Here is a 23819-nt window from a genome sequence, read left to right as displayed (position 1 = left end):
CCATGACGAATACAGTATTAGATAAAGCAGTATCAGTAAGAGAAGGCGAAGAACTAGACGTTAATGTTGTCGATGGGTGGCTGAAAAATCATATTCAAAACCTTATCGGCACACCTAGGGTGACACAATATTCAGGCGGTGCGTCTAACTGGACCTACTGTCTTGAATACGACAATACGTCGTTAATATTACGCCGTGCACCCGCGGGCACTAAAGCGAAAGGTGCGCATGATATGGGGCGTGAATATCGTCTTCAAGCCGCGCTGAAGCCGGTTTATAGTTATGTGCCTGACATGCTAGCGTATTGCGATGATGAAGCCGTGATTGGTACAGAATTCTATATCATGGAAAAGCTGACTGGCGTTATTCCCCGTAAGAATCTTCCTCGCGATTTAAAGACCTCTCCAGAGCAGACGCGTCAGTTGTGCAAAAATGTACTTGATAGCTTAATAGAGCTGCACAAAGTTGACTATAAAGCGGCAGGTTTAGACACTATTGGCAAAGGTAGCGGTTATATAGAACGCCAAATTACCGGCTGGAGTGAGCGCTACACCAAAGCAAAAACTTGGAATGTCCCTTCGGGCAAAGGTGTTATGCGCTGGCTTAAAGCTAATATGCCAAGTGAAGAGCGTATTTGCATTACTCACAACGATTTTAGATTCGACAATGTGGTGTTAGATCCTAACGACTACACCAAAATTTTAGGTGTGCTTGATTGGGAGTTGGCCACTCTTGGCGATCCCTTGATGGACTTGGGCAATACGTTGGCCTATTGGGTTAATGCAGATGATGATTTTCTCGCTCAATCTACACGTAGGCAGCCCACTCATCTAAAAGGCATGATGACACGAGATGAAGTGGTGGCTTATTACTGCAAGCAAATGGATATTGACGTTGATGATTTCACTTTCTATGAAGTGTATGGCTTGTTTCGTTTAGCGGGTATTGCACAGCAAATCTACTACCGCTATCACCATGGGCAAACCAATAACCCAGCGTTTAAAAACTTTTGGATATTCATTCATTATTTAATGTGGCGTTGTAAAAAGGCCATTCGTAAATCAGGAAAAAGAAAATGACAACAAGACAAAATATTCTGATCACGGGGGCTAGCTCAGGCCTTGGTAAAGGAATGGCGGCGGAGTTCGCAAAGCAAGGAAGCAACTTAGCATTGTGCGCAAGGCGTTTAGACCGCCTAGAGGCGCTTAGAAGTGAACTACTAGCAGTAAACCCTAACATCAAGGTGCTAATTAAGTCGCTTGACGTGAACGACCACAACGCGGTTTTTGAAGTGTTTGACGCATTTAAACAAGAGATGGGGCAACTCGATAGAGTTATCATCAACGCGGGAATGGGTAAAGGTGCCTCTATTGGCACGGGTTTTTTTAATGCGAATAAGCAAACCGCAGAGACTAATTTTGTGGCAGCACTTGCACAAGCCGAAGCGGCCATGACCATTTTTAGAGCGCAAAATGCAGGTCACCTAGTGACGATTTCATCAATTAGTGCGGTAAGAGGCTTTAGGCGAGCCATGACAGTGTATGCGGCCACTAAAGCAGGGCTTACGTCGATGACAGAGGGTATTCGTTTGGATGTGATGAATACACCAATTAAGGTGAGCTGTGTTCATCCAGGGTTTATTCGTACCGAAATTAATGAAACCGTAGAGAAAGTACCGTTTATTGTCGATACTGAGACCGGCTGTAAAGCGTTGGTAAAAGCGATTAATAAGGAAAAAGCAGTGTCTTATGTGCCAAGTTGGCCGTGGGCGTTATTACATTGGATACTACGTGTTGCGCCTTCTAGCACCATTCGCAAAATGAGTTAGGGCTAAGGTTCTGATAAAAGGTTTTGATAAAAGCCTCAAATAAAAGGCACAAAAAAAGCGCCAATAGGCGCTTTTTTACTAACTGTAAAATTTAAGCTAAAGCTTTAATTTGTGCAGCTAGGCGGCTCTTGTGACGAGCAGCTTTATTCTTGTGAATCAAACCTTTAGTAGCCATTCTGTCAAGAATCGGAGTTGCAGCAGCAAATGCAGTTTGTGCACCTTCTTTATCACCACTAGCGATAGCAGCTACTACTTTCTTCAAGCTTGTACGAGTCATGGAGCGACGGCTAGCGTTATGCTGGCGACGCTTTTCGGCTTGGATTGCACGTTTCTTAGCAGACTTGATGTTAGCCAAGGTGTAACTCCCAAATAAATTCATGTCAAAAACGAGGGTGCGGATTTTGCCTATCATCCAGCCAAAAGTCAAACGATTTAACCCAATAAGTAGAAAGTTAATTTCTACATTAAATAAGATGTTTATCGAATGCTTTGGTTTTTCGTCCTGTTCTTAGTAAAAAGCTAATAAGCGCTACATAAAAAGTGCAGAACGAAATGGCTATGTACTCATGTACAGATGGAACAGCACGAAACCATACCCACAACGGGCGCGGATTATAGCAAAAAAAATTCATGAGATGCACTTATATTTTGAATAATACGTTTCGCCCTTTGCGGGGTTTCGTTATGATTGAGCGCTTAACTGAATGAAATGCATTTATTGGAATAGTCTTAGTGTCACGGAAGTTATTAAAATCAGGCCTTATTGTCAGTGTAATGACATTGATATCCCGCGTATTAGGGCTAGTGCGAGATGTGGTAGTCGCAAAGCTAATGGGGGATGGCGCCGCCGCCGACGTGTTTTTCTTTGCAAATAAAATTCCTAACTTCCTGCGCCGCTTATTTGCCGAAGGTGCATTCGCGCAAGCATTTATTCCGGTATTAACCGAAGTACACCAAAATCACGAGAAAGCAGAGCTTAAAGCGTTTGTCGCTAAAATATCCGGCACACTCGGAGCCATAGTATTTATCGTTTCTCTTATTGGTGTAATAGCATCCCCTGTTTTAGCCGCGTTATTTGGCACAGGCTGGTTCATTGCGTGGATGCAGGGCGATGAAGCGGGCGATAAATTCTTACTCGCCTCTACTATGTTAAAAATCACCTTTCCGTATCTTGCCTTTGTATCATTAACTGGGCTGGCTGGGGCTATATTAAATACACTAAATAAATTTGCAGTGGCAGCGTTTACACCCGTGCTACTCAACGTATGTATTATTGCCTGTGCAGTATTTTTAGCCCCCGATATGGACCAACCCGCCTTTGCATTAGCGTGGGGGGTCTTTATAGGTGGCATAGTACAACTTGCCTTTCAATTGCCGTTTCTGTATCGGGCGGGTTTATTAGTTAAGCCTAAATGGGGTTGGCGAGATGAAAACGTTGTTAAGGTACGCACCCTTATGATCCCTGCTTTATTCGGGGTATCGGTGGGGCAAATTAACTTATTGTTCGATACTTTCATTGCCAGCTTCCTTATGACGGGCTCTATTAGCTGGCTGTACTACTCCGACCGCTTGCTTGAATTTCCGTTAGGGCTGTTTGGTATCGCCATCGCTACCGTAATATTGCCTGCGCTGTCACGTAATCATGTGAGTAAAGATCCGAAAGCCTTTTCAGCAAACATAGATTGGGCGTTTCGCATGGTGTGCTTACTGGGTATTCCAGCTGCAGTAGGACTGGCGACAATGGCCAGGCCAATTTTAACGGTGATATTTCAGCGGGGCGCCTTTACGGCTGAAACCGCTACTATGGCGTCTTATTCATTAACAGCTTATGCCTTCGGCTTGCTTAGTTTCATGTTAGTAAAGGTACTCGCGCCAGGGTTTTACTCGAGACAAGACACCAAAACCCCCGTTAGATTTGGTATTTGGTGCATGGCGGCAAACATGGTGTTTAATCTGTTAGCTATTCCCTTTGGCTATATTGGCCTAGCCATTGCCACTAGCATGTCGGCCACGCTGAACGCCGCACTGCTGTATATTACCCTGCACAAGCAAGGTGTTTTTGTGCTTAGCCGTACGTCCGTGATGTTCATACTTCGCGTGCTTATTGCCAGTACGGTAATGGGGGCGGTGATTTTTTATCGTGATAAGGGCGTGGAATTTTTCGACCTTGAATGGATAGTACAAGTAATGGATGTTGCTATAACTATCGCATTATCTGCAGCTGCCTTCTTTTCATGCATGATTTTATTAGGTGCAAGGCGTCGTCATTTCAAAAGTGGGGGCGGGTAATATTGGTATTCCGTGCTGGGTCGTTTATAATCGCGAGCTTTGAATTTTCAGTAGTAACTAAAGGCAGTGGCTAATTGTGGAATTTATCCGCGGGCTTAACAACGTAAAACCGCAGCACAGTGGGTGTGTACTTACCATCGGGAAATTTGATGGTGTGCACTTGGGCCATCAGGCAGTACTGGGTAATGTGCTTCAAAAAGCCAAAGCACTTGGGTTGCCGGCTACAGTGATGGTGTTCGAACCTCAACCTGAGGAAGTATTTACGCCTGACACTGCGCCAGCTCGAATTAGTCCATTGCGTGAAAAGTACGAATTGCTGAAACAGCAGGGCGTCAATCGTTTATTGGCAGTGCGTTTCAACAGAGCCTTTGCTAGTCAAAGTGCCGATACCTTCGTGCATGATTTGCTGGTGGATAAGTTAGGCGTTAAATTTCTTGTGGTAGGCGATGACTTTCGCTTTGGACAAGGTCGTCAGGGCGACTTTGCCATGCTGCAAGCCGCTGGGCAAAAGTACGGCTTTGAAGTGGTTAGCACACAAAGCTTTATGATGCATGCACATCGCATTAGCTCTACTGCAGTACGCGAAGCCCTCGCTGACTCTGATTTTGCGCTTGCCGAAGAAATGTTAGGTAGGCCGTTTGCTGTATATGGCCGCGTGGTTCATGGTGAAAAGAAAGGGCGGACCATAGGGTTTCCTACCGCGAATGTCATGCTGAAACGTTGCAGGGCGCCTATTCACGGTGTATTTGCAGTACACGTTGCCGTAGATGGAAAGAAATTCAATGGTGTGGCAAACATAGGCACTCGTCCCACGTTAAATGGTGTGCGAAACCAATTAGAAGTGCATATCTTCGATATGTCAGCCGACCTGTATGGGAAACCAATGACCGTGTTTCCTGTTGCAAAAATACGAGATGAACAGAAATTTGACTCGTTTGAGATACTAAAAGCACAAATTCAGGCCGATGCCGCTAAGGCGCGCCTGTTATTAGAATAGTGAAACGTGATAAAGTCACCACGCTTATCATAGCGTCGACCAATGCAAGCCTATACAACGCCTAACGAGGCGTTGGGTATTATTAAAGGTAACCGGATAATACAATTATATGAGTGATTATAAAGCCACATTAAACCTACCTGAAACCGCCTTTCCAATGCGCGGTAACCTTGCTCAGCGTGAGCCTAAAATGCTTAAAGACTGGCAAGAAAAAGGGGTATACACAAAGATTAGAGAAGCGAAGAAAGGTAAGAAGCCTTTCATTCTTCATGATGGCCCTCCGTACGCAAACGGCGATATTCATATTGGTCACGCAGTAAATAAAATTCTGAAAGACATTATTGTTAAGTCTAAAACCTTGTCAGATTTCGACTCGCCTTATGTGCCGGGTTGGGACTGTCACGGTTTGCCTATCGAATTAATGGTAGAAAAGAAAGTTGGTAAGCCTGGCAAAAAAGTGACGGCTGCTGAGTTTCGCCAAAAGTGCCGTGAATACGCACAACGTCAAATTGACGGCCAAATGGCTGACTTCAAACGCCTTGGCGTGTTTGGTACGTGGGATAATCCTTATAAAACCATGGATTTTCGCTCAGAAGCAGACATTATTCGCGCACTGGGTAAAGTGGTTAAATCAGGCCATTTAGAAAAAGGCTTCAAGCCTGTTCACTGGTGTACTGACTGTGGTTCTGCGTTGGCAGAAGCAGAAGTAGAATACCAAGACAAAATTTCACCTGCTATCGATGTGAAATTCCCTGTTGCTGATGTAGACGCTATCGCGGCTGCGTTTGGTGTAAGTAGTGAAGATTTAACTGCGCATAAAACCGGTGTTGTTATCTGGACAACCACACCGTGGACATTGCCTGCAAACCGCGCCATCAGCTTGCACCCAGAATTAACCTACGCGATTGTTGAAATTACGTCGACCAGCGAATGGTTAGTAGTAGCACAAGACTTACTTGAAAGCTGCATGACGCGCTACGGTATTGAAGAATATCGTGAAGTGGCGACCTGTGTAGGTTCAAGCCTAGAGCGATTATTGGTTAATCATCCGTTCTTAGATTTAAAAGTACCGCTTATTTTAGGCGAGCACGTTACCACTGAATCAGGCACTGGTTGTGTTCATACCGCGCCTGCTCACGGTGTTGACGATTTCAATGTAGGTAAACAATACGACATTGAAGTGTACAACCCAGTTGGTAATAACGGTGTGTATTTAGAAAACACCCCTTTGTTTGCTGGCCAGTTCGTATTTAAAGCCAACGATACCATTGTTGAAACGGTAAAAGAGCACGGTAACCTAGTGCTTAACGTGAAATACGAGCACAGCTACCCCCATTGCTGGCGCCATAAAACGCCTATTATTTTTCGTGCTACGCCGCAGTGGTTCATCAGCATGGACAAAAAGGGCCTACGTGCTGAGTCAATCGAACAAATTAAGCAAACCAAGTGGATCCCAGAGTGGGGCGAAAACCGCATCCAGAAAATGGTAGAAGGTCGCCCAGATTGGTGTATTTCTCGCCAACGTACATGGGGTGTGCCAATTCCATTATACGTGCACAAGCTTACCGGTGAACTTCATCCTGAGTCGGTTGCACTTATGGAAAAAGTGGCCGCTGAAGTTGAAACCAAAGGCATTCAAGCTTGGTGGGATATCGACGATGCTGCACTACTAGGTAGCGAAGCCGATAACTACGATAAAGTGACCGATACCCTAGACGTATGGTTCGACTCAGGTGTAACGCATTACTTTGTGGTTGATCAACGTGAAGACATTCCAGCTAGCGCCGATTTGTACCTTGAAGGGTCAGACCAACACCGTGGTTGGTTTATGTCATCACTTATGACATCTACTGCTATGCATGGCCATGCGCCTTACAAAGAAGTATTAACCCACGGCTTTACCGTTGATGCCCACGGCAGAAAGATGTCGAAGTCGGTTGGTAACGTTGTTGCGCCGCAAGAAGTAACGAACAAACTAGGCGCAGACATTCTTCGTCTATGGGTTGCTTCTACCGATTACCGCGGTGAAATTGCGGTATCTGATGAAATTCTAAAACGTGCTGCTGATGCATATCGCCGCCTACGTAATACTTCACGTTTCTTATTGGCAAACCTTAATGGCTTTGTGCCAGAAGATGCTTTGCCAGAAGAAGAGATGGTGGCACTGGATCGCTGGATTGTAGCCCGTGCTAAAGCACTACAGGAAGAACTTGTTGAAGCGTTTGAAAAGTATGACTTGCTAGTAGTAACGCAAAAGCTAATGCACTTCTGCTCAATCGAGTTGGGTTCTTTCTACCTAGACGTGATTAAAGACAGACAGTACACGGCGAAATCAGACGGCAATGCACGTCGTTCTTGCCAAACTGCGCTTTACCATATTATGGAAGCGTTAGTTCGCTGGATGGCACCAATCACAAGCTTTACAGCGCAAGAGATTTGGGAAGCTTTACCGGGCGAGCGTAGTGAATTTGTGTTTACCGAAACCTGGTACGAAGGCTTTAACAGCTTCACCCAAAGCGACGTATTTAACGATGAACTTTGGCATCAGGTATTAAGCGTGAAAGACGCAGCTAACCAAGCCATGGAGCAAGCTCGTAAAGATGGTCAGCTAGGCGGCTCGTTAGAAGCGAAGATTGACCTGTATGCTACAGAGTCTTTGTTTAACACCTTGGCCTCACTTGAAGATGAATTGCGCTTTGTATTGATTACATCAGCAGTGAACCTGACAAAAGTAGACAGCGCACCAGACAATGCTGCTGCTACCGATGTTGAAGGCCTATGGTTAAGCGTAAACAAAGCAAGCGGCGACAAATGTGTTCGTTGTTGGCACCATCGCGAAGATGTTGGTACCCACGAAGGGCATGAAGAGCTATGTGGCCGTTGTGTAACTAACATTGATGGCGAAGGGGAAACGCGTCAGTATGCTTAATACTTCGGCGGATACCAAGCCTAAGCTATTCAGTGAAACCGGTTTACGGTTTCTTTGGATAACCCTAATTGCTTTCGTGCTCGACCAAGTTAGTAAGTACGCAGTGTTAGGCGGTATGTCACTTTATCAATCAATAGAGGTATTACCGTTTTTCAATTTAACGTACGTACATAATTATGGCGCAGCGTTTAGCTTTCTTGATAGTGCCGGTGGCTGGCAGCGATGGTTTTTTACTGCCATCGCGACTGTTGTCAGTGTGGTTATTTTATGGTGGTTGAAACAATCGCCTAAAAACCAAACCCTGTTGCCTGTCGCCTTTTCTTTTATATTAGGTGGCGCGCTAGGTAATGTGTACGATCGTTTAGTGCATGGGTACGTTATCGATTTTCTCGATTTTCACGTAAACAACATGCACTGGCCTGCCTTCAATATTGCCGATAGCGCTATATTTATTGGTGCAGCCCTTTTAATTATTGATATGTTCAAGAACGGTGAGAAGCATAAAAGCGCCGATTCAGCCAATACGTCAAAGCAGTAACCGGAGCCACAATGACCGACAACCTTATTATTGGTTCTGACAGCGAAGTTATACTTCACTTTGATTTAAAACTTGAAGATGGCTCAGCCGCTGACAGCACCCGTGTAAACAATAAGCCTGCGAAAATGGTAATGGGTGACGGTAGTCTTACCCCCAACTTTGAAGCTTGCTTATTAGGGCTTCAAAAAGGTGAAAAGAAATCATTTACGCTAGCTGCGAACGATGCCTTTGGTGAGCCTAACCCAAATAATATCCATTACATGGATAGAAGCCGATTTGGTGCTGATTTAGAAATTCAAGAAGGTGCTATTCTTGCATTTTCTCAGCCAGATGGCTCAGAAATACCCGGTATTATCAGAAGTGTAGCGGGCGACTCTATCACGGTTGATTTTAACCACCCATTAGCTGGGCAAACGGTTATTTTCGATGTTGAAATAGTTGATGTGAAAGCCGCACCTACTCCAGAAGGTGACCAGTAATTATGCAAATTCATCTCGCTAACCCTCGTGGCTTTTGTGCCGGTGTAGACAGAGCCATCACTATTGTAGAAAGAGCGCTCGAAATATTTGAGCCGCCTATCTATGTTCGCCATGAAGTCGTTCACAATAAATTTGTGGTAGATGGGCTACGTGAGCGTGGCGCTATTTTTGTAGATGAATTGCATGAAGTGCCCGATAACTGCATTGTTATCTTTTCTGCCCATGGGGTTTCTCAAGCAGTAAGAAAAGAAGCTGAAAATCGAGGCTTAAAGGTATTTGACGCTACTTGTCCGTTGGTGACTAAAGTGCATATGGAAGTGACCCGTGCGAGTAAAACAGGCACTGAGTGTATTTTGATTGGCCATGCAGGGCACCCTGAAGTAGAGGGTACGATGGGGCAGTACAGTAACAATGAGGGTGGGATTTACCTTGTTGAGTCTGAGGCTGATGTGGCGACCCTTGAAGTGAAGGACGCCAAAAACCTCTATTACTGTAGCCAAACGACGTTGTCAGTTGATGACACCGCAGATGTCATTGATGCATTACGTGAACGTTTCCCTGATATTCAAGGGCCTCGTAAAGACGATATTTGCTATGCCACACAAAATCGTCAAGACGCCGTGCGGGATTTGTCTCAAGACTGCCAAGTATTATTGGTAGTGGGTGCGCAAAATAGCTCAAATTCAAATCGCTTACGTGAGCTAGCCGAAAAGATTGGTGCAAAAGCGCACTTAATTGCCGATGCGAATTGCATTCAGGAAAGCTGGCTTGAAGGCGTTGAACACATAGGTGTGACTGCCGGAGCTTCAGCACCTGAGGTGCTAGTGCAAGGCGTGGTTGATAGGCTTAAAGCATGGGGTGCGGTATCTGCCTCTGAACGTGCAGGCCGAGAAGAAAATGTTGAATTCGCGGTTCCCAAAGAGCTTAGAGTTAAACAAGTAAGCTAACGCCGTTTAGGTATAAAAATTGGGTTGCATTTGAAAGCACTGCATTGATATGCGGTGCTTTTTTTTACGCTATCGTCTAATGGTAATACAATCTTATACGTTTTATGGTTGCTAATACCTTGGGCAAGAAATTTTTAGCATAGAATGCTAAACATAAGGTTGTGTCTAAATTTTAGCGTGAATGCCACCGTGCAATGCAGGGACTATGAATCAAACGATAAACACTAGTGGATTAGGTAACCAACAAGGCGTTGGCCTTATAGAGGTCCTTGTCACTATGTTCATTCTTGCTATTGGTTTACTCGGTGTGGCCGCACTTCAATTCACCGGTTCGTTTGCCAACAAAGATGCGATTAGCCGTACGCAAAGCGAATTTGTTGCAGCTCAGGTAGCTGAACGTTTGCGTGCTGCTGCGCGCGTGGCAACGGTAGGGGATGGCATTGTGGTCAACAACCAATATTTTAATGCAAGCAACTACAATTTTAACGGGCTTAGTTGTTCAGGTGCTACTCACCCATACAAATGTTTTTGTTTGAGTCGCCCTACTGGGGTGCCCAATTGCGAAACGGCCACCTGCAACGAGCAGGATATGGCGAAATACGATGGCTGGGCACTTTCATGCGCAGCAGTGCAAACTAACCCTCAAACTACATTATCGTTAACCTGTGCAGATAATAACGCCGCGGATGTTTACAGTTGCAGTGCGGGCTCACGATTGCAAGTTATTCTAGCGTGGCCAGTATCATCAGCAGGTAATCAATCTTATACCTTGAATACGCGTTGCAATCCAAATGAATCAGACAGTAATGCCTGCGTAATAAAGGATTTAACCTTGTGAAGCGTGCACAGGGTTTTTCTCTTGTAGAATTAATGATTTCATTGGCGTTAGGGTTGGTTATATCTGGCGCTATAATTCAGGTATTAGTGAGTAGCAGTGTAACGAATAAGCTTAATCAAGCGGTGTCACAGGTTCAGGAATCTGGACGTTATATAACTAGCCGGCTCAGTAGTGAATTTTACGAAATTGGTCGCTACGACACTATTGTTGCTTCTATCGATGATTCAGTTGATACGGTGGCGGAGGCTGGATTTATTGAAAATAGGCCGATTGGTTTGGCCGGAGACTTTGCCTCAAATGCCACGCTCGGGAGCACGCAAGCATCGAGTGGCGCAAGTGATGAGTTAGTGGTGAGTTTACTTGCACTTGCAGATTGTACGGGCAGTAAACATGGCTACGCTGCCGATGATGAGTTTCATGTGGTAAACCGATACTACGTTAGCGGCAATGAATTTAGATGTACAGGCTACGACGGTCGAGTATTACGGGGCCTTAAAACACAATCGGTTTCACCGAATACTGTGACCTTGCTAGACAATGTCAGTAACTTCCAGCTTCAATATGGCGTTAGTGATGTTGCTGAGAATTCCAACGGGCAAGCGATAACCTATGTGACGGCAGATAGGTTGGCAGCGCTACGAGCACAGAATCAACAGGTGGTTGCGTTGCGCTGGGCTATCTTACTTAAAAGCTATCAAAACCAAGTACAGCAAACCTCAGCCCCTACATTTGCCTTACTAAACGAGAATCAAGTCACGCTAGACTCGACCCATTATTATCAGGTCTTTACTAAAACCGTGTCACTTCGAAATATGAAAAACTTTGTTAGGAGCATTCAATGAAACAGCGTGGATTAGTAATGGTGTTTGCATTGTTAGTGCTGCTCTCCCTTACTATTTTAGGCGTAAGCGCGGTAACCAGCAGTTTGTCCCAATCTAAAATGGCAATGTCGATGCAACAGACTGGGCTAGCGTTCGACGCGGCAGAAGCGGCTATTGCGGGAGTGTTTTTTGAGTCAGAGGATGAATCGCTATTACAAGATGACACTAAAGTAGATCCTCTTTCTGCGGCACGCCAGCTTGATCCCTACGATCCAGAAACAGAAGCAATGAGCTGCTTCGATGAAAATGAATGGACTGATAGGTACATGACCGAAGGTGGTCTCTCATGGGGCAATGAACACACAACAAATGGTACTTATCAAACAATGGCAAGTACCAAGAGTTGGTCTCGTACTGCGTTTATAAGAGAGCAAGCGTGTCGTGGCTCAAGCAACGTGATTGGTGGTAGCAACGTAAATTGCCACGTGTTTATTATTAGAGGCTGCGGCAAAGTAGGTAGTAAATCTACGGTGGTTGCGAACTCTCTAGCGGCATCAGTGTTTGGCCCTGCATCACAATAAAAAGAGTAATAATTATGAAACGCGTAAGTAGTTTTTTTGTCTCGGTAGTGATGTTTTCTTGCATTGGCTTTTCCGCTGTCGGTGATGATTTGGATATCTACTTAGGCACGGCGTCAGAGTCGGCAACTTATAATCCAAATGTGCTTTTTATCATGGACACCTCCGGCAGTATGACGGGCAAAGATGGTACCGGCCAATCCCGTATTCTAAGAGTACAAAATGCCCTTAAAGAGGCGTTAACCTCAGCCACTAATATAGATGCAGGCCTTATGCGCTTCTCAGATTATGGTGGCCCTATACTTTTCCCAGTAAGCGGAATTGATGATGCCATTCAACCGGAACTCATCACCTCAACAGGGGCAAGTAGCCACGATGCATCAGAGATTAATGGTACGGTAAATACTACGGCTAATGACCTAGTATTGAGTTCAGGCACAAATGTAGTTACATCAGGAATGCGTTTTACTGAGATGAATATTCCTCAGGGGGCCACGATAGTGAGTGCGCACCTTCGTTTTACATCAGAAAAATTTAATATAGCAGGCACCACACTCACCATAAGCGGTGAAGCGTCAGCCACTAGTACGGAATTTTCGACGGCATATAATAACCTTTCTTCAAGAACGAAAACCGCGTCAGAAGTTGAATGGATAAGTAATAATGACTTTCCATCTGCTGATGAGATCATTGCCACGCCCGATATCTCATCGGTTATTCAAGAAATTGTAGATTTGCCACAGTGGTGTGGGGGGGACGACCTCAATATTCTTATAGAAGGCACAAGTTCAGATGCTGCCAGCAGCCGTGAAGCCCGGGCATTTGACGCTGGGCAAACCGGATCACCTCAATTGGTGGTGTCTTATGATGATGCAACCGCTACAGGTTGTATCAGTGGTGAAAGTGTTTACCAGGTTAGCCGTTCTAACGACAACATAGAAGAAAACAACAACGGGTATGAGAATACAGGCTCAGAGCTTACTTTCTCAAGCAGCTATAACAGTTATATCGGTGTTCGATTTCAAAATGTAAACATCCCTCAAGGCGCTGAAATTTCGGAAGCTTATATAGAACTTACCGCTTATAGTAGCTACAACACTAATAACTCGAGCATGTTAATTCGCGGTGTTGCAGATAATGATGCTGACGACTTTTCCTCAGGCAATCGTTATTTGCTTAGAAATATTGGAAAAACGTCGGGTGTAACCTGGAATATGGGGTCGTTCTCATCGGGCAACGATTACGCTTCACCGGATATATCAGGTGTTGTTAAAGAGATTGTAGATAGATCGGGCTGGCAATCTGGTAATGCGATGGCTTTCGTGTTCAGTGACTTTACCGGTTATCGAGGTGCGTATACCTACAGTGGTTCCCAGTCTTCCGCGGCAAAACTAGTGGTTAAGTTCAATGGTTCAGCTTCGCCTGGGCAGACATCGACAGTTAGAGAACACTTAGTTAGTAAAGTGGATGAGCTTACTGCCAGTGGTTATACGCCCATCGTAGATACCCTTTACGAAGCTGTTAACTATTACGGCGGCAGAGACGTTGATTACGGGCTAACTCGTGGTAATTATAATGTTTCAAATACGGTGAGGAAGAATACGCGAGTCAGTCACAGAAGTGCATATTTGGGCGCAGATGCGGTTCAACCCAATGGGTGTTCCGATGACAACCTATCTGATAGCGACTGTATTAATGAATATATCCCTAGCGGGGCAACCTATATATCACCGGTTAGCGATCTGCAGTGCCAGACCAACAACCATATTGTTTTACTGTCAGATGGTGAAGCAAACAATAACCACAGTGTATCCCTTATCGAATCATTACTAGGTGAAAGCTGTACCGGAAGTGGCGGCGAAAAGTGTGGTTTAAATCTAGTGAAAAATGTCAGTGACTCCGATACTTCGGTTATTGGGCGTCGCGTGATCACCCATACAATAGGATTTGCAGCGAATAGTACTGCCAACAACTTCTTGAACCAACTGGCAGTGCAAAGTGGTGGTGGATTCTATCAAGCCGATGACAGCACTGAGCTACTTGAGGCATTCAACACTATTCTACGCTCCGTAAAAGATGTTAATTCAACCTTCGTATCACCCGGTGTAGCGGTGAATCAACTTAATCGCTTGACCCATAACGATGAACTCTACTTTGCGTTGTTTAAGCCCAGTGAAGGTGCTATCTGGCCAGGTAACCTTAAACGTTACCGATTAGATGGTGAGAATATTTTAGATCAAAATTCATTGGTTGCTGTTGATGGTGATACGGGGTTCTTTAAGGATACCTCCCATAGCTATTGGTCGACCCTTGCTGATGGTAGTGATGTTCGAGAGGGCGGTACCGCGAGTAAAATGACATCTAACCGTAATTTGTATGTTTTCGATGGTGCTGGCAACATTGTCCAATCTAGTAATGAATTGCATGAAGACAACAGTGATATTACGACGGCATTATTAGGTGTGGATGATGAGCTTGATGCAGAAGAGCTTCGCGAAGTGCTGCTCAAATGGGCACGAGGCCTAGATGTCAAAGATAATGATGGCGATGGTGATACCACTGACTATCGGCTTCAAATGGGCGACCCCATTCATTCACAGCCTGTAGTGGTCAATTACGGTAGTACAGATTCAGCCATATTAGTTGCTACAAACCAAGGTATGCTTCATTCGTTCGATGCAGAAACCGGCGAAGAAAACTTCGGCATTATGCCTAAGGCGTTACTGCCAAACTTGCACCACTTTTATGAAGATATTTCTACGTTTAATCACGTTTATGGCTTAGACGGCGAGATGGTGTTACGCACAGTGGGCACATCAACTTATTTGTATTTAGGAATGCGCCGAGGTGGCCGTAACTATTATGTGTTTGATGTAACCCAGAAGACGTCGCCAACCGTTAAGTTTGTGATTGAAGGGGGCTCCACGGGTCTTGAGAAATTAGGCCAAACATGGTCGCGCCCCACTATCACAAAAGTGCGCTACGGCACCCAAGAGAAAAATGTCATGATCATCGGCGGCGGTTACGATGACTCGCAAGATGATAAATCAGTAAGAAGTGCTGATGCTGTTGGAAATGCGGTATATATGTTCGATGCCGACACTGGAAGCTTACTTTGGCACGCCAGTAATGCTGATGCAGATTTGAATCTAGTTGATATGAACTACAGTATTCCAGGTCGTATATCTGTTATTGACAGAGACAACGATGGCTTCGCTGACCATATGTATGTAGGTGACATGGGCGGGCAGCTGTTCCGTTTGGACATTTATAATGGCGAGTCGGGCAGCAATTTTGTAAAAGGGGCTAGGTTGGCAGATTTTGCTGGAGACACCGCTGAAACTAACCGCCGTTTTTACTATGGTCCTGATGTATCGGAAGTCGCGCTGGGTGAGGAATTATATTATGCCGTGGCAATGGGCAGTGGATGGCGAGCATCACCGCTTGATGTCACAGTAGAAGACAATTTTTATATGCTCAAAGACGAGGGGGTATTTAATCGCGATGCGAGTGGTCATTTTACCTTCATGAGTACGGTATATGAGTCAGATTTATATAATGCTACCGAACATTTGCTCACCAGTAGCGATGAAGGCGAGCAAGGTGTGGCAGCATCAAGCTTTGCTAATAAGGCGGGGTGGTATATAGAGCTTACGACCGATGGCGAGAAAGTATTGGCATCACCCTTAATCATCGATTACAAAATATTCTTTACTACTTATGTGCCTGCGGTTAGTAGCACCAGTTTGTGTGCGCCGCCATCTGGTAATAGCCGCGCTTATCTCGTTAATTTATTTAATGCTAATGCCGTATCAGACCTCAATAATAATGGCGAACTCGATAGTTCGGATAGATCAGTAGAGTTACAGCAAACAGGGATTGCGCCAGAGACTAAAATTCTTATTGAAGATATAACCAGCCCTGTGGTGTGCCTTGGTACCGAGTGTGCATCTACTGTTATCAGTGTCGACAATGATGGCAATGAAGAGGCTTGCGGTTCAGCGTTCGAGTGCTTAGCGCAAAATATTTATGGCAAGTTTGAGCGAATACAACGAGGCAGTTGGCATTCCGAAACTGAGCGAGAGGATACATCTCGGTGATTAGTAGTGACGAAAAAAACAAAGGCTTTTCCCTTATTGAATTAATGATAGTGGTGGCCATTGTTGGCATTCTTGCCAGCATTGCTTACCCTTCATACCAGTCTTTTATGACGGATGGATATAGAGGCTCGGCGCAAGCAGACATGCTGGCATTTGCTGCTGCAATGGAACGTCATCATAGTGGCTCTTTTAGTTACCAAGGCGCGGGCGCAGGTGGCGGAAATACGGGAGCACCAACCATATTTGCTACTTACTCTCCCTCGACCGAAGCGGCGGCGAATAAACGCTATAACCTCACCATAGTGTCTGCCGATGCAACCAGTTACCAGCTAAAAGCAACGCCAGTAAGCGGAACTGCGCAGGCTGCTGATGGCGCGCTGTTTTATTTTAGTGATGGCCGCAAAGGCTGGGACGTAAACAATAATGGTTCGTTGGCGGCGGGCGAGTATTGCTGGTCTTGTTAGCAAGCTAAGGCGTTGCGGGTGGAAGGGGCATTAACGGCACTAGCGGCCCCATGCTCATCACATCTTGCCAACGGGACTGATACGGCGGTGGCACTACAACCGTCAATGTTAAGTTAATAGCTTGGCTTTCGGTTTTTACTTTTTCGATGAGTTCTTGCGCGTCACCAAGCGCCTCTTTTGCATTTGTTTCTTCAGTTGTCGTTTCACTCCCTTCATTAAGCGTTTTATCGGTATGTGTTTTATCGGTGTGTGCAGCTTCTTCTGTATGGTTGAATTTGGGTAAAGGTTCTACAACTTTGACTAAGGTCACGGCTTTTAACCCGCTCGGGGTAGACGAGGAGGGAATGGTGGCATATGTATCCTGATTCGTATTCACATTTATTAGTAAATCAGTTTGGTCGGTTTCAAGCTGATGCCGTGCTTGCTGCACCTTGTTTAGTTGCTGCCATTGTCCATATATTTGCTGATAAAGCTTAAGGCCTGCGGTAAAGGTGAGTGCAAAGAGTCCTGATGCAATCATTACCTCTATAAGCGAAAAACCTTGGGTCTTTTTAATTGAAGTCATGCCAACTCCCGGGGATAGGTTGCATCTTTTGCAAACCGCTAGATTGTTGAAGGGCGCGTAATACGCTTAGATTGAAATCGATGTGCCCATGGAAAACCCTAGTGACTTCCTCATTGCTTACCATGGCGCCTACAAGCTTGGCCGAAGAGGCGATAGTAGCGACAGGGGAGACAGCGGTGATAAGGGGGGCTGAAGAGGTAGCCGAGGTGATAGACGGCGAAGAGTGCGAAGAACTAGTAGGCGTGCTGGTTTCGCTTAATATCACCACTAACCCGTAAATTTGGGCGTGGGCATCAAGGGTGAAATCTCCCTTTTCTATTACAAGTAAAACAGGCTGACTCGCTGACCCTATGGTTTCACTGCCCGAAATATGACAAGAACCACGCACCCAAAATACGAGATGGCGGGTAAGTTCGTCGCAGTCATCTGTTATGTGCGGTTCTGGAAAGTACATCGGTGTAAAATTACTTTGATGACGTTCAAACAGATGAGGAAGTATAGAATTAGTCGCACCTGTTACTACGCCGGTGGCAGGAATACGAACTATTGCGGGGTGGCGTAAAAAATCTTGCCTAATGAAGAGTGACGTTACAGGATGAGTCATGGTCACTGAAAACAAGGTTAAATGTTGTGAATCCCTTCCTACATAGTGGGTTGCTGACACAGATGCGCGGTTGAATAAACCAGCGGTTTGCTGCCAATCTTCGCTAGTACGCAGCTGCTCGGTTAACTGCGTTACATCGTTGTGCAATATATTCATCACTTCGTTATAAGCAATGCTGCGCTTACTGGCTTGAAACTCGCTTGTAAGTAGTGAACTGGTTGCCCAAAGAACCAGTGTTATTAAGCTTAACAGTATACCCACCACGCTTAACAATACGGCGCCTTTTATGCGTATCGACCCTTTACCGCCAATAGTAGCGAGTGAGGGGTGAGCTAGTGAGGATCTAGCGGGCGAACATAATGAATAACAATCAGTGCTATATCGCATTGGCAACTCGTATATGCAGATGTTGCTCGGCGGTAAGCTGGGCAGACGCTTTGCTTTGCACAGCCAGCTTAACCTTGTAAACAGAGGCATGGTTTACCTCGCCGTGTAAAGATATAGTGAATTGAGTGACGTGTAATTCTGATGCGTCGGTTAAATCATGCCATCCACCTTGCTCGCAACTTTTACTGGCGACACGGTACTCAAGGGCTTTGTCACGTAATCGAAAGCCTAACAATTCGGCGGGGTTTTCGTGGCTAATATCGCCATCAGCATTTTTATCATAAGAAAATAAGACACAAGAATTTTCAACCTCTAGCGGATGATGGCTGATGTTAATAGCTGGCGGTAGTAATGCGCTGTTGGCAAAAATTTCTTCGAAGGGGCGAGCTACGTATCCTGCCCGCTGTAGTTGTAAAGAAAGCGAGTGACTAATAAGCCGTAACTCACTTTGCAGTACTAATTGTTGTTGAAAATAACCGAGTTCTTTTGAAATAGTAGCCGCCCCCATGGCAGAAAAAAGCACCAGTGTTGTGCTAATTGCCATGGTTATAGTGAGCTCTACTAGGCTAATGCCAGATAACCTTAACATAGAGGAATACCCTCTAGTGCAGTGGAAGTGCAATACCGTACCCGGCCAAGATTATTAATGATAACTTTACCGGTATATCGAGCGTTAGTTATGCTTACTGTCATTGCGCTGCCGAAGCTCATTCCATGCGTTCCATCGAACGTCAGTAATGACTTTTTATTGGCAGGACTCGCAATGACGGCATGATAGTTTTGCATAACAAGCCGCTTCTGCTGGCTAAAAGCGTGGCAACTGCTTGCTGCACTGCAATCGCAGTCACTCGCTGACGTTATACTGATGCAATGATTCGCTGAAGCGTCGATAACCAAAGTAACTGGCTTTCGCTCAGAGATAGAAAGCGTACGGGCGTACTTTGCGATGTCTGCGGTATGCTTTAACGCACTTTTTATAGCGTTCGCTTGTCGCCATTCAACAAAAGAGGGCACGGCTAAAGCACTAATAATGACCACAATGCAAAGCACCACTAGTATCTCTAACAATGAAAATCCATCTGCTTTGTTTAAAACCATGCCTTAGTCCGGTTATTTGTCATTTGTTTACTGTTAGGTTTACAGCATAGCGAATCAACAAATAGAGGGCTGCTGTACCATGGAAGGGAAAATCAATTTAATGAGAATGTGGGGTATTACGTTAATCGAGCTTTTGATCGCCGTTGCGATTGTGGGTATTGTTTCTATGTTTGCCATTCCTAGCTACTCATCAACTATCGCGCTTGCGAATAAGCATGAAACCATTAGCTATTTGCTTTCTCTGCAAATAAAGCAAGAAAGGTACTGGTTGAGTGAAGGTAAATACTCGGGGCTTAGTGGGTTGCCGGCATCCAATATAGACGGCGTTACACTGACATACAGCGAATCTAAGGATGGAAATTATAGCATTACAGCATCTCTAGGCTTTTTGGACAAATCTAATCCTTGTCGATTACTCACTATCACCCCTCACGAGAATTTACCTCATGGGTGTTGGGGAAGGTAGCCTGTATTTGATATGGCTTATCATTATTTCGCCACTAAAGAACACCGCGGCAAGGCATTAAGGGCAAGTAAGGGCAGTGCCTGATAAATCTTCATTAACGCCATCGTCGTCACTGTCGATGGCAACAGATATTCTACCGAATAGTGATAATAAGAGGGCAGAGGCATACGAGGCATCTTTGCTGCTAGGGCAAATGGTAATGGTTGCACTGGTACTAATACTGCCTTGTTCAGAAAAAGAAATAGTTCCCGAAATGCCGCTGATTGTATTACCTGAATTTAGCGGGTCGCTGCTGGCAATAAGGGGTTCGCTGCTGTCTCTGCTTCCATTTGTATTCTCATCAATAAAGGCCATTTTGGCGTTCGCCCAATCGCTTACACACGTATCGTAATTCGTAGTAGGGCAAAGTATCACGTCAAACTGCTCATTAACGGCACTAAACCTAGCTTGCTGTGCAATAGCGCTTAACGTATTGATGTCGCCGGTTACTCTATTTTTGACTAAAATACTATTAATAGATGGGGCAACAACCCCTACTAAGATTGCCAAAATGGCTACCGTAATTAGCATCTCTAAAAGAGTCAGGCCGTACTGAAGACGCATAGCGTTAGAAGACTTTGTTTTCACTGATATTTATTTACTAAGTTAGTTGAATACTGATAATAACGTTAGCCTCTAAATTTACAACAATAGATACAAACGCGCGGGAACATCCAAGGTAAACCAATTTGCCTTGAAATGGGTATAAAAAAAGGCGTGTAGGCATGCCCTAAGATACAAAAGCAACGAATTTTAGTAATTAATGAAGTTTGAATTCTTTTACCACTAACATCTAAGGCGAGTTTATCGTAAACTCAGATATCAGGACGCCCACTCACTAATTGGACATTATAATGCAAAAACAAGCAGTTATTGAAGAAATGAAAGTGCTGCCTGAAATTGATGTGGCATTTGAAGTTACTCGTCGAGTGGCTTTCATTAAAAAGCAGCTTCTTACGTCAGGTCTAAATTCACTGGTGCTAGGCATTAGTGGCGGTATCGATTCTTGTACGTTGGGCAAATTAGCCCAGTTAGCAGTAAATGAGTTAAACCAAGAAAAGCACGAAAATTTTCAGTTTGTCGCCGTCCGTTTACCTTATCAAACACAGGCTGACGAAGCTGATGCTCAATTGTCGATAGACTTTATTGAGCCTTCCCATGCTGTAACGGTGAATGTGCAGCCCGGGGCAGATGCTATTCATGCTTCTACCACTGAATCATTATCAAGCGCTGGTTTATTACCTGAAAGTGAAGCAAAGCGTGACTTTGTTAAAGGTAATGTAAAAGCACGAACCCGTATGGTGATTCAGTATGAAATTGCCGGAATGGTCGATGGACTCGTGTTAGGCACAGACCATTCAGCTGAAAATATTACCGGTTTTTATACCAAGTATGGCGATGGAGCGTGCGATTTAGCGCCTTTGTTTGGGTTGAGTAAACGCCAAGTTCGACAACTGGCCTCTCATTTAGGTGCACCCCAAACCGTTATCACTAAAGCGCCCACCGCCGATCTCGAAACACTCGCGCCGCAAAAAGCTGATGAACAGGCCCTTGGCATGACGTACGATCAAATTGATGACTTCTTAGAAGGTAAATCAGTTTCTGCCGAGGTAGATGAAAAGTTGCTGTACATTTATCAGCGTACACAGCACAAGCGCGTACCTATTCCAACCATTTATGATGAGTAGTTACCATGAAAAAGATTGAAGCGATAGTCAAACCGTTCAAGATGGACGATGTAAGGGAAGCATTAGCAGAAGTTGGTATTGCTGGAATGACAGTGTCTGAAGTTAAAGGCTTTGGGCGACAAAAAGGACATACTGAGCTTTATCGCGGTGCCGAATATCAAGTGGATTTTCTGCCTAAAATTAAGATTGAGCTAGTGCTTGATGATGAACGAGTAGAACAAGCTATTGAAGCTATTGAAAACTCAGCAAAAACAGGAAAAATTGGTGACGGCAAAATATTCGTATTTAACGTTGAATCAGCAGTACGAATTCGTACTGGTGAGCAAAACGAAGATGCAATATAAATAGTCATTTCTGACTAAAGAGAAAGCCTAACGTTGCATATGTGTATAACGCTGGTGTATACAGCGTTAACGCTAAGAACAAAAAAGGGAGCCAAGGCTCCCTTTTTAGTTAGTAATACTCTTACCGTAGTAAGGCAACTTAGTGGTCGTGTCCACAGCCGCCTGGCGTATGGGCATGGCCGTGCTCTAACTCTTCAGCAGTAGCATCGCGTACATCTACCACTTCTACATCGAACGTAAGCGGAATACCTGCAAGTGGGTGGTTACCGTCTACCACCACTTCATCATCAGATGTTTCGATTATAATGACCGATTGCTCACCTTCAGGTGTGGTTGCACGAAAAGACATGCCAACTTCAACGTCCATGCCTTCAAACATTGAACTAGGTACGCGCTGAACGAGTTCATCAATACGTTCACCGTAGGCTTTCTCTGGCTCAACAGACAAGTTGAACTTTTCGCCTTTTTCCTTACCTAGCAATGCGTCTTCTAGTCCCTCAATTAGAAAGCGGCGCCCTTGAAGCACTACAAGCGGCTCCTTACCGGCTGAAGAATCAAGCTCGGTACCGTCTTCGGTTGAAACGGTGTAGTGAAGGGTGACAACGCTGTCAGAGGTTATAGTCATAATTTGTCCTGTAGTTTTGCCCTGCTGGGCGATGGTTATAAATTTGTTTAATGCTTATTTTCGTTTTTTCACCAATGAGCTCTTTGCCTGCTCAATGCTGTACGGTAAAGGGCTAGGGTAGCAGGTAATTTCAACTTGATCAGCTAGGCGATGAATATCTTGCTCAGTGGTATCGTTTGAAAGCACGGCCATAAACCATGTTTCTTCGCTAAGTTCAGCCTTTCGAATGACCATGCCTGCGCGACGCCAGTTCTCGCCTGATTGCTTTTCTACCGTATTGCCAGCGTTAATGTGAAACGCTTTTGGCACTGAGAAGCTATAAGCTGCGCGCTTGTTCTTACCTAAAAATCGAGTGCGAGCAACGACTTCTTGGCCCATATAGCAGCCTTTGTCAAAATCGATACCGTTGAGTGCCTGTACGTTCATCATTTGGGGAACGTACTCACTGATGCCAGTTTCCTGAATAGAAGGTATTGCACTTTCTATCATAATAGCATCGTATACATTTTGTTCAAAAATGGCGCCGTTAGTATCTTTAACTTTTTGCTCGAACTCAGGGACCTGCCCAGAGTCCAGCACCACATAATAACCAGCGCGCTGAGTATCACTTTTAAATACCCATCCTGCATCACTATGTACACTGGTTAATGGCTCACTAGGAAGGGTGTCAAAATAGCTGGCAAGCAACATTTTACCCAGGTTTTCACCTAAGAAGAATTGCGTGTACTGATTTGATTCATCGGTTATGTCTACCTTTGAAAACACACCATACTTATTCAACTGAGCAAGGGAGTGTGCGCCTGCGTCTTTATTAGTCAGCATGAAAATAGCATTATCATGGCGACCCACAAACGAAATAGACCAAGTCTTTCCTTTGTTGTCACAATGGGCACAATGCCTCACCGTATTCCCATCCAAGGCGTTAATGTTGACTGTCACTTGACCATGCAGGTAGCTGTCAGCTTGCTCGCCTTCCAATTTTATCAGCATGTTGTCATTTAACTTAATCGCATAGTGCGAAGGTAAATCAGAAAGAGTCGTTAACGCTGTCATCAAAGATTCCGAATGAAGAATTTATAATGTAGTAGGTGAGGGGTTTGCGCGCTTTATCAAGGGGAACCCTTGAGATTATCGTATTTTGTGGCTAATTCTTGCTATCAAAGGCGCTATTGAAACGGGTTTCTGTCTAAAAGGG

The 23819-nt window shown here is 44.8% G+C and carries 24 protein-coding genes; 16 read left to right on the top strand and 8 right to left on the bottom strand.

The features are described 5' to 3' along the window. Positions 1–2: 2 nt before the first annotated feature. Both AV939_RS13330 and AV939_RS13325 read left to right on the top strand, forming a co-directional pair. Positions 3–1079 (top strand): phosphotransferase family protein, encoded by a 1077-nt coding sequence (locus tag AV939_RS13330; protein WP_061997805.1) that lies wholly within the window; start codon positions 3–5, stop codon positions 1077–1079. Next, positions 1076–1828 carry an SDR family oxidoreductase gene (locus AV939_RS13325; protein ID WP_057790639.1) on the top strand — a complete coding sequence of 251 codons (753 nt, stop codon included), beginning with the start codon at positions 1076–1078 and terminating at the stop codon, positions 1826–1828. The genes AV939_RS13330 and AV939_RS13325 overlap by 4 nt, the downstream gene beginning before the upstream one ends. 91 nt (positions 1829–1919) lie before the next feature. On the opposite strand, the gene rpsT is transcribed toward AV939_RS13325, so the two are convergent. Then, on the bottom strand, positions 1920–2183 hold the full coding sequence (gene rpsT, locus AV939_RS13320; protein WP_013783316.1) for a 30S ribosomal protein S20: 264 nt from the start codon (positions 2181–2183) through the stop codon (positions 1920–1922). A gap of 377 nt (positions 2184–2560) precedes the next feature. Between rpsT and murJ the strand changes: the two genes are divergently transcribed. The 11 genes from murJ (at position 2561) to AV939_RS13265 (ending at position 16808) form a co-directional block, all read left to right on the top strand. Then, positions 2561–4117 carry a murein biosynthesis integral membrane protein MurJ gene (gene murJ, locus AV939_RS13315; RefSeq protein WP_057790642.1) on the top strand — a complete coding sequence of 519 codons (1557 nt, stop codon included), beginning with the start codon at positions 2561–2563 and terminating at the stop codon, positions 4115–4117. Positions 4118–4193: 76 nt separating this feature from the next. Beyond that, entirely contained in the window at positions 4194–5114 is a 921-nt protein-coding gene (gene ribF / locus AV939_RS13310; RefSeq protein WP_057790644.1) for a bifunctional riboflavin kinase/FAD synthetase, read from the top strand. Positions 5115–5223: 109 nt separating this feature from the next. Further along, on the top strand, positions 5224–8043 hold the full coding sequence (gene ileS, locus AV939_RS13305; RefSeq protein WP_057790646.1) for an isoleucine--tRNA ligase: 2820 nt from the start codon (positions 5224–5226) through the stop codon (positions 8041–8043). Further along, entirely contained in the window at positions 8036–8581 is a 546-nt protein-coding gene (lspA, locus tag AV939_RS13300) for a signal peptidase II (RefSeq protein WP_057790649.1), read from the top strand. The genes ileS and lspA overlap by 8 nt, the downstream gene beginning before the upstream one ends. Before the next feature lie 11 nt (positions 8582–8592). Continuing rightward, positions 8593–9060, top strand: a complete 468-nt coding sequence (gene fkpB / locus AV939_RS13295) for an FKBP-type peptidyl-prolyl cis-trans isomerase (protein WP_057790651.1) — start codon at positions 8593–8595, stop codon at positions 9058–9060. Positions 9061–9062: 2 nt separating this feature from the next. Continuing rightward, positions 9063–10007: a 4-hydroxy-3-methylbut-2-enyl diphosphate reductase gene (gene ispH / locus AV939_RS13290; protein WP_057790653.1), complete on the top strand. Its 945-nt coding sequence runs from the start codon at positions 9063–9065 to the stop codon at positions 10005–10007. A gap of 205 nt (positions 10008–10212) precedes the next feature. Beyond that, the gene (locus AV939_RS13285; RefSeq protein WP_057790655.1) at positions 10213–10845 is read left to right on the top strand and encodes a prepilin-type N-terminal cleavage/methylation domain-containing protein; all 633 of its coding nucleotides are present in this window, start codon (positions 10213–10215) and stop codon (positions 10843–10845) included. After that, entirely contained in the window at positions 10842–11687 is an 846-nt protein-coding gene (locus tag AV939_RS13280; RefSeq protein ID WP_082604874.1) for a PilW family protein, read from the top strand. Before AV939_RS13285 ends, AV939_RS13280 begins: the two co-directional genes overlap by 4 nt. Then, positions 11684–12247 carry a PilX N-terminal domain-containing pilus assembly protein gene (locus tag AV939_RS13275; RefSeq protein ID WP_057790657.1) on the top strand — a complete coding sequence of 188 codons (564 nt, stop codon included), beginning with the start codon at positions 11684–11686 and terminating at the stop codon, positions 12245–12247. The genes AV939_RS13280 and AV939_RS13275 overlap by 4 nt, the downstream gene beginning before the upstream one ends. Positions 12248–12261: 14 nt before the next feature. Then, on the top strand, positions 12262–16344 hold the full coding sequence (locus tag AV939_RS13270) for a PilC/PilY family type IV pilus protein (RefSeq protein ID WP_057790659.1): 4083 nt from the start codon (positions 12262–12264) through the stop codon (positions 16342–16344). Then, the gene (locus AV939_RS13265) at positions 16341–16808 is read left to right on the top strand and encodes a type IV pilin protein (protein WP_082604875.1); all 468 of its coding nucleotides are present in this window, start codon (positions 16341–16343) and stop codon (positions 16806–16808) included. Before AV939_RS13270 ends, AV939_RS13265 begins: the two co-directional genes overlap by 4 nt. A 4-nt stretch (positions 16809–16812) precedes the next feature. Here the strand turns inward: AV939_RS13265 and AV939_RS13260 are convergent, their stop codons facing one another. The 4 genes from AV939_RS13260 to AV939_RS13245 are packed head-to-tail and all read right to left on the bottom strand — an operon-like array spanning position 16813 to position 19462. Next, positions 16813–17373 carry a PulJ/GspJ family protein gene (locus tag AV939_RS13260; protein WP_057790661.1) on the bottom strand — a complete coding sequence of 187 codons (561 nt, stop codon included), beginning with the start codon at positions 17371–17373 and terminating at the stop codon, positions 16813–16815. After that, the gene (locus tag AV939_RS13255) at positions 17360–18364 is read right to left on the bottom strand and encodes a hypothetical protein (protein WP_138118211.1); all 1005 of its coding nucleotides are present in this window, start codon (positions 18362–18364) and stop codon (positions 17360–17362) included. Before AV939_RS13255 ends, AV939_RS13260 begins: the two co-directional genes overlap by 14 nt. Beyond that, entirely contained in the window at positions 18354–18953 is a 600-nt protein-coding gene (locus tag AV939_RS13250; protein ID WP_057790664.1) for a hypothetical protein, read from the bottom strand. Before AV939_RS13250 ends, AV939_RS13255 begins: the two co-directional genes overlap by 11 nt. Further along, the gene (locus AV939_RS13245) at positions 18947–19462 is read right to left on the bottom strand and encodes a prepilin-type N-terminal cleavage/methylation domain-containing protein (protein ID WP_057790666.1); all 516 of its coding nucleotides are present in this window, start codon (positions 19460–19462) and stop codon (positions 18947–18949) included. The genes AV939_RS13250 and AV939_RS13245 overlap by 7 nt, the downstream gene beginning before the upstream one ends. A gap of 100 nt (positions 19463–19562) precedes the next feature. On the opposite strand from AV939_RS13245, the gene AV939_RS13240 reads away from it, so the two are divergent. Next, positions 19563–19928, top strand: coding sequence for a type IV pilin protein (locus AV939_RS13240; RefSeq protein WP_057790668.1), 366 nt, complete (start codon positions 19563–19565; stop codon positions 19926–19928). A 57-nt stretch (positions 19929–19985) separates the two neighbouring features. On the opposite strand, the gene AV939_RS13235 is transcribed toward AV939_RS13240, so the two are convergent. Next, complete coding sequence (locus AV939_RS13235) at positions 19986–20555, bottom strand: GspH/FimT family pseudopilin (RefSeq protein ID WP_197427679.1); 570 nt, start codon at positions 20553–20555, stop codon at positions 19986–19988. A 266-nt stretch (positions 20556–20821) separates the two neighbouring features. On the opposite strand from AV939_RS13235, the gene nadE reads away from it, so the two are divergent. Together nadE and AV939_RS13225 are read left to right on the top strand one after the other, a co-directional pair. Beyond that, positions 20822–21655 carry an ammonia-dependent NAD(+) synthetase gene (gene nadE, locus AV939_RS13230; protein ID WP_057790670.1) on the top strand — a complete coding sequence of 278 codons (834 nt, stop codon included), beginning with the start codon at positions 20822–20824 and terminating at the stop codon, positions 21653–21655. A 5-nt stretch (positions 21656–21660) separates the two neighbouring features. Next, positions 21661–21999 carry a P-II family nitrogen regulator gene (locus AV939_RS13225; protein WP_013783335.1) on the top strand — a complete coding sequence of 113 codons (339 nt, stop codon included), beginning with the start codon at positions 21661–21663 and terminating at the stop codon, positions 21997–21999. A gap of 139 nt (positions 22000–22138) precedes the next feature. Here AV939_RS13225 and AV939_RS13220 read toward each other — a convergent pair whose 3' ends face one another. Both AV939_RS13220 and ygfZ read right to left on the bottom strand, forming a co-directional pair. Beyond that, positions 22139–22624 (bottom strand): FKBP-type peptidyl-prolyl cis-trans isomerase, encoded by a 486-nt coding sequence (locus tag AV939_RS13220; RefSeq protein WP_057790672.1) that lies wholly within the window; start codon positions 22622–22624, stop codon positions 22139–22141. Positions 22625–22678: 54 nt separating this feature from the next. Beyond that, positions 22679–23677 carry a CAF17-like 4Fe-4S cluster assembly/insertion protein YgfZ gene (ygfZ, locus tag AV939_RS13215; protein ID WP_061997803.1) on the bottom strand — a complete coding sequence of 333 codons (999 nt, stop codon included), beginning with the start codon at positions 23675–23677 and terminating at the stop codon, positions 22679–22681. Positions 23678–23819: the final 142 nt, after the last annotated feature.

The sequence above is a fragment of the Alteromonas sp. Mac1 genome (assembly GCF_001562125.1).
In the GTDB taxonomy this organism is placed as follows: Bacteria; Pseudomonadota; Gammaproteobacteria; order Enterobacterales; family Alteromonadaceae; genus Alteromonas; species Alteromonas stellipolaris.
The sequence above is the reverse complement of the archived record's forward strand: the minus strand, read 5'-3'. Positions and strand labels throughout refer to the sequence as shown.